Origin of the sequence: Streptomyces sp. NBC_00448, assembly GCF_036014115.1 — a bacterium.
In the GTDB taxonomy this organism is placed as follows: domain Bacteria; phylum Actinomycetota; class Actinomycetes; order Streptomycetales; family Streptomycetaceae; genus Actinacidiphila.
Genome location: NZ_CP107913.1, coordinates 544,266 through 549,469, shown reverse-complemented (window position 1 = coordinate 549,469; position 5,204 = coordinate 544,266). Strand labels below are relative to the sequence as shown.

The 5,204-nt window shown below is 71.7% G+C and carries 9 protein-coding genes; 6 read left to right on the top strand and 3 right to left on the bottom strand.

The genetic code is table 11. From position 1 onward, the window contains the following. The first annotated feature begins 3 nt into the window (after positions 1-3). Genes OG370_RS02600 through OG370_RS02585 form a run of 4 tightly spaced genes read left to right on the top strand, consistent with a single transcriptional unit; the run spans position 4 to position 2,464 of the window. Positions 4-219, top strand: coding sequence for an MbtH family protein (locus tag OG370_RS02600; protein ID WP_328460124.1), 216 nt, complete (start codon positions 4-6; stop codon positions 217-219). Positions 220-229: 10 nt separating this feature from the next. Beyond that, positions 230-1,474: a cytochrome P450 gene (locus tag OG370_RS02595; RefSeq protein ID WP_328460122.1), complete on the top strand. Its 1,245-nt coding sequence runs from the start codon at positions 230-232 to the stop codon at positions 1,472-1,474. A 31-nt stretch (positions 1,475-1,505) separates the two neighbouring features. After that, positions 1,506-2,264, top strand: a complete 759-nt coding sequence (locus OG370_RS02590; RefSeq protein ID WP_328460120.1) for an SRPBCC family protein — start codon at positions 1,506-1,508, stop codon at positions 2,262-2,264. Further along, the gene (locus tag OG370_RS02585) at positions 2,264-2,464 is read left to right on the top strand and encodes a hypothetical protein (RefSeq protein ID WP_328460118.1); all 201 of its coding nucleotides are present in this window, start codon (positions 2,264-2,266) and stop codon (positions 2,462-2,464) included. Before OG370_RS02590 ends, OG370_RS02585 begins: the two co-directional genes overlap by 1 nt. A 91-nt stretch (positions 2,465-2,555) precedes the next feature. Here the strand turns inward: OG370_RS02585 and OG370_RS02580 are convergent, their stop codons facing one another. From OG370_RS02580 to OG370_RS02570, 3 genes are all read right to left on the bottom strand, one after another. Then, positions 2,556-2,690: a hypothetical protein gene (locus OG370_RS02580; protein WP_328460116.1), complete on the bottom strand. Its 135-nt coding sequence runs from the start codon at positions 2,688-2,690 to the stop codon at positions 2,556-2,558. A 64-nt stretch (positions 2,691-2,754) separates the two neighbouring features. Beyond that, positions 2,755-2,988 carry a hypothetical protein gene (locus OG370_RS02575; RefSeq protein WP_328460114.1) on the bottom strand — a complete coding sequence of 78 codons (234 nt, stop codon included), beginning with the start codon at positions 2,986-2,988 and terminating at the stop codon, positions 2,755-2,757. Positions 2,989-3,146: 158 nt separating this feature from the next. Continuing rightward, positions 3,147-3,320, bottom strand: a complete 174-nt coding sequence (locus OG370_RS02570; RefSeq protein ID WP_328460112.1) for a hypothetical protein — start codon at positions 3,318-3,320, stop codon at positions 3,147-3,149. Between the two features lie 732 nt (positions 3,321-4,052). Here OG370_RS02570 and OG370_RS02565 point away from each other — a divergent pair. Further along, positions 4,053-4,307 (top strand): hypothetical protein, encoded by a 255-nt coding sequence (locus OG370_RS02565; protein ID WP_328460110.1) that lies wholly within the window; start codon positions 4,053-4,055, stop codon positions 4,305-4,307. A gap of 9 nt (positions 4,308-4,316) precedes the next feature. Continuing rightward, positions 4,317-5,144 (top strand): lipase family protein, encoded by an 828-nt coding sequence (locus OG370_RS02560; protein WP_328460108.1) that lies wholly within the window; start codon positions 4,317-4,319, stop codon positions 5,142-5,144. Positions 5,145-5,204 lie beyond the last annotated feature (60 nt).

Genomic DNA, 5,204 nt, shown 5'->3' with positions numbered 1-5,204 from the left:
CCCGTGACCAACCCCTTCGACGACCAGGACGGCACCTTCCTCGTCCTCGTCAACGACGAGAACCAGCACTCGCTCTGGCCGCAGTTCGCGGACGTCCCGGCCGGCTGGACCGTCGCCCACGGACCCGACACCCACGCCGCCTGCCTGGAGCACGTCGAGCGGGCCTGGACCGACATGCGTCCCAAGAGCCTCGCCGACGCCATGGACGCCCAGCGGTAGCGCGGCCGACATGACCTCCACCGAGACACCGGGCGGGGCCCGCGTAGCGGCCCCCGCCCGGCCGGACGACTTCGCCGCGGCTCTGCTCACCCCCGAGGCGCGCCGGGACCCCTACCCGTTCTACGCCCGCATGCGGCGCGAGGACCCGGTCCACCGCAGCACGCAGGGCATCTGGTACCTCACCCGGTACGCCGACGTCGAGGCGGCGCTGGGCGACCTGCGGCTGTCCAACGACCGGGACCGGATGACCCGTGCCTACAGCGCGCTCGGCGGCGACCTCAAGGCCCTCAGCCGGCTCACCGAGCGACTCGGCCGGGTGATGACCAACACCGACCCGCCGGACCACGCCCGGCTGCGCAAACTGGCCAACAAGGCGTTCACCGCCCGGCGCGTCGAGGCCCTGCGCGACGGTGTCCAGCGGATCGTCGACCGGCTCGTCGACGAGGCGGTCGCGGCCGGGCCGACCATGGACCTGATCGAGGCGGTCGCCTCTCGGCTGCCGATGTCGGTCGTCTGCGAGCTCTTCGGCATCCCCGACGAGGACCGTCCGCAGGTCAAGAGCTGGTTCCGCCGCTTCGGCCGGCTCAGCGAGGACATCGACAAGTCCGAGGCGGCGATCGAACAGTACGAGGACTACCTGACCGGGCTCATCCGGCAGCGCCGGCGTGAACCGGGCGACGACCTGATCAGTGCCTTGGTCGCCACGCAGACGCAGGACGACCGGCTCACCGACTCGGAACTGCTGGCCACCTGCTTCATCCTCATCACCGCCGGCGACGAGACCACCACCCACCTGATCGGCAACGGCGTGCTGGCCCTGCTGCGCCACCCGGACCAGCTGGCCCTGCTGCGCGCGGACCCGGGCCTGATCCGCGGCGCCGTCGAGGAACTGGCCCGCTACGACACGGTGACCCAGGCGGTCGTCAGGGTCGTCGCGGAGGATCTGGAGATCGGCGGACGGAGGCTGCGGGAGGGCGAGTTGGTCTACCTGTTCCTCGGCGCGACCAACCGTGATCCCGAGCGCTTCGAGCACCCCGACCGGCTCGACCTGACCCGCCCGGGCAACCGGCACCTGAGCTTCGGCCACGGCCCGCACTTCTGCCTGGGCGGCCCGCTGGCCAAGCTCCAGGCGGAGGTGGCCGTCGGCACGCTGGTGCGCCGGCTGCCCGAGCTGCGGCTGAGCGACGGGGCAGCGCTGGAATGGCGGCTCAACCCGCTGCAACGGCGGCTGAGCAACCTCCCGCTCGCCTTCTGACCGTGAACGACACGAAGGAGCAGTACCGACCATGGCCCGAGAGTTCGAGGTCCGCCGGGAGCAGGACCTGCCCGCCACGCCCGAGCAGGTCTGGGACGCGGTGGCCACCGGCGCCGGCAACCTGGGTTGGCTCTACCCGATGGAGGTCGAGCCGCGCGCCGGCGGGAAGGCCACCCGGGGCGACGCCACCGTCCTGGCCTGGGAGCCACCACGGCACTTCGCCCTCCGGGCGACCCAGGACGGCGGGTTCTCCAACACGCTCAGCTACCACATCGAGCCTGCCGCCGGCCGGACGAGCCACCTGCGGATGGGAATCCACTGGGTGCACACGGGCGTCGTCGACGAGGCGTGGGCCTGGGAAGCCAAGTCGGACGCGGCCGAGAAGCACGTCGACTTCTACCAGCACGGACTCGCCGAGTACCTCCGGCACTTCGCGGGCCGCCCCGCCGTCTACGTCCGGGCGGCGCACCCCGAACCCACCGCCGACCCGGCTGACTTCGCCGCCCTGCGCCGACGCCTCGGCCTCGTCGACGACGCTGCCGTCGGCGACCGGTTCACCCTCCTCGCACCCGGCTCGGACGGTGACCCCGTGGAGGTGGTCGTCGACTGGCTCAGCGCCGACTTCGTCGGCCTGCGCGGCCCGGACGCCCTGTACCGGTTCTTCAACGGCAGTACCTGGAAGGTGCCGACCTGGCTCGGCCACCACCTGTTCGCCGAGGGCACCGACGAGCAGCAGGCGACCAAGGCATGGACCGCCTGGCTCAACGACACCCAAGCGCGGGAGCGGTGATGGAGACCTCCACGCGGACGCTGCTCTTCGCCGCGGAACTCGTCGAGGAGGACGGCACCTACGCCCTCGTCGTCCAGGACATGAGGCGGGGCACCGTCCAGACCACCCCGGTCCCCAAAGCCATGGTCGACAAGCTCCCGGCCTTCCTCTCGGCGCTTGCCGCCAAGCTCAACCCGATCCCGCCGCGCCGCCGCTGGTAGCCGCTTCGGAAGTCCGGCCCGGAGCGGATCGCCGGGCCGGCGCCGAAAGCGGCTGCTGCCGCTCCGAACGTGACGGCAGCGTTTTCGCCGGTCAGGCATAAGGCTCGGTGATTCGGTGGGAGCCGTGGCCCGCCGGGTTGTCGCTCGCCGGAGCGGCCGGGGCCCAGCCGAGCCGGGTGCGGGTGTCTTCGGTGTCGTCCCACGGAGACGGGGTGGTCGTGGACATGGGGCTCGGCTTTCGGTGCGTCGGTCGTCCGACTCCGGGCGCCGTGGATGCCGGCAGCACCACTTCACCGCCGCCGCCACGGCCCTGACTTCGAGCCGAAGACCCCTGGCTCCGGGGCGGGCCCGGCCCTGCTCCCGGAAAGCGACCACCACGTCCGCTGACGGCGGGTCAGGGAGGTACCGGCCGCTGTGTTCGTGCCCTCGTCCGCCACGGCGATGACGATGAACTCCTCGGCACTCGCCCGTTGCGACCGGGCCTGGTCCGCCTTGGCGTGCGCGTGGGCAATACCTCGGGGCATCCTGCTCCTCACCCAGGAGCCCGACGGGTGGCAGGAGCCGGCGTCCTTCGAGGCCCATGTGCCGGCACCGCCACTTTCGGCGGCCTCACCGGTGTCCTTCTCGGTCCCCACGCACACGGCGACGCGGGCGCGGCACCGGCTGAGTTCGGCCGGTTCGACTACAGCCCTGCTGAGGGGCCGGTCAGCGTGACGGTGACTGACGGCGCGGGCCAAGGCTTCGGACCGGCGAAGAGTCGCTCCTCGACCCAGTCCAGTGCCGTGCGGATCGCGCCCAGGGCCACCGCCGCCTCGTCGCCCAGGACGGAGGCGGCGAGCCGGGTGTGAACAGGCACTGCTCCGCCAGTTGGCGCCGGACCGGTTCCAGCAGCGCGGCTCCTCCTCGGCGCCACCGCGCCCACGCCGCCACCGCGGATGACGGCGGGCGGCACGGAGTCTCACCCCCTCAGGAGCAGTTCACCGCCGAAAGCGGCGGCAGCTCCACGCCGAGTCCTTCGCCGCCGTCAACTGACCGACCCGGCCAGGGCAGGTGGTCGGCGGGCGGCCACCGACTGGCCCGGGAGACCGAGCGCTCGGCTTGTTCGGCGATCGCGCGCCCTTGGGGCGGGTCTTCCGCCCGCCGAGGATGCCGTGCGGCCGACCCGTTGCATGAGCGCGAAGCCTGTCCGGCAAGCGGCCCCGACTGGTCGGGCGTGGTCAAGGCGATTGGCGGAGTTGCTCGTTGGGGTGAAACGACCTCGCACCACTGGTTGCTCAGCGGAGTCGCCCGGCACTGTAGGTAGTCGTCCGGTCGGGTTCGCCGAGAGGGCTCTCCCATGATTGTTCGCAAGAAGTCGCACGGCATCGGTGGTGGTGGCGGCCTCCGTCCTCACTGCCGGAACTGTCGCGGCCGCCTCTGCGGACAAGGCACCGGCCGTCGCCGCGGCGGTGCCGATCGCCGTCGCCCCCTACGCGCGGGCCGCCGCCGTCGACCCGAGCGGTCCGCTGGTCCGTGCCAAGGGCATCGCGTCCGTCAAGCGCGTCGCGGTCGGCGAGTACTGCGGAAGATCCCCACCCCCGGCATCGACATGCGGACCGCCGCACCCGAGGCGACGTTCAACCTCAACTCCGACTTCAACGCGACCATCGCCGTCTCCCGCGCCGTGCAGAAGCTGTGCGCCGACAGCGCCACCACCGCGTTCGTCAGGACGACCAAAGGCAGCGCCCTCCACAACGAGGGCTTCTTCCTGGTCATCCCGTGGCCGGACCCGTCGCCCGCCGGGCTCCGGCGGGCGCGGTCCACGCCACCGTCTGCCGTTCCCGCCGGGGCCGGCCCTTCGTGAAGGAGACTGATGACTGTATCCCCGTTGGATCACACGGCGACCGGGTACTCCCTGGCGCACGCCTACGGCATGGGCCAGGCCGCCGGCCTGGCCGCGCTGGACCGCGACGGGATCGAGGCCCAGGCCCACGCGTGGGGATTCGACCAGGTGCGGTACTTCGAGTCGACGCACGCGATGCCGTTCCCGATCGAGGACACCCAGGCGTACGTCATGGCCAGCGACCGGATGATCGTCACGGGCTTCCGGGGCACCGAGGTCGCCAAGATCCGCGACTGGCTCACCGACGTCGACACCCCGCCCGTTCCCGGACCAGGAAACAAGGGCTTCGTCCACTACGGCTTCGACCGTGCCCTGGAATCCGTCTATGCCCAAGTCCGCGACACCATCCTGGACATGCGTGGGAACGGGCAGACCATCTGGTTCACCGGCCACAGCCTCGGCGCGGCACTGGCCATGCTGGCCGGCGCCCGCCTCTACTTCGAGCAGCCCCGGCTGCTCGCCGACGGCATCTACACCTTCGGCCAGCCCCGCACCTGCGACCGGCTGCTCGCCGCCGCGCACAACACCGCGTACGCCGAGCGCTGCTACCGGTTCGTCAACAACAACGACATCGTGCCGCAACTCCCGCCCGAACCCGCCTACACCCATGTCCACGCGCTGCGTTACTTCGACGCCGACGGCCGCCTCCACGAGAAGATGCCGCTGATCGCGACCCTGCAGGACCGGGCCAAGGGCGTGGGTGCCGACCTGTTCGCCCCCGAGACCGACGCGATCAAGGACCACCACCTGGCGAACTACCTGGCGGCGTTCAAGAAGAGCCTCGCCACCCCTGCCTGACACCCGGGCGGCGCCAACGCGCCCAGTGGCAGCGACCATTGCCGCTTGGGTTGGGGAGGA

Coding starts and splice junctions, on each gene's coding strand:
- OG370_RS02590 (WP_328460120.1), top strand. CDS start 1,506: ATGGCCCGAGAGTTCGAGGTCCGCCGGGAGCAGGACCTGCCCGCCACG.
- OG370_RS02560 (WP_328460108.1), top strand. CDS start 4,317: ATGACTGTATCCCCGTTGGATCACACGGCGACCGGGTACTCCCTGGCG.
- OG370_RS02580 (WP_328460116.1), bottom strand. CDS start 2,690: ATGTCCACGACCACCCCGTCTCCGTGGGACGACACCGAAGACACCCGC.
- OG370_RS02595 (WP_328460122.1), top strand. CDS start 230: ATGACCTCCACCGAGACACCGGGCGGGGCCCGCGTAGCGGCCCCCGCC.
- OG370_RS02575 (WP_328460114.1), bottom strand. CDS start 2,988: ATGCCCCGAGGTATTGCCCACGCGCACGCCAAGGCGGACCAGGCCCGG.
- OG370_RS02565 (WP_328460110.1), top strand. CDS start 4,053: ATGCGGACCGCCGCACCCGAGGCGACGTTCAACCTCAACTCCGACTTC.
- OG370_RS02585 (WP_328460118.1), top strand. CDS start 2,264: ATGGAGACCTCCACGCGGACGCTGCTCTTCGCCGCGGAACTCGTCGAG.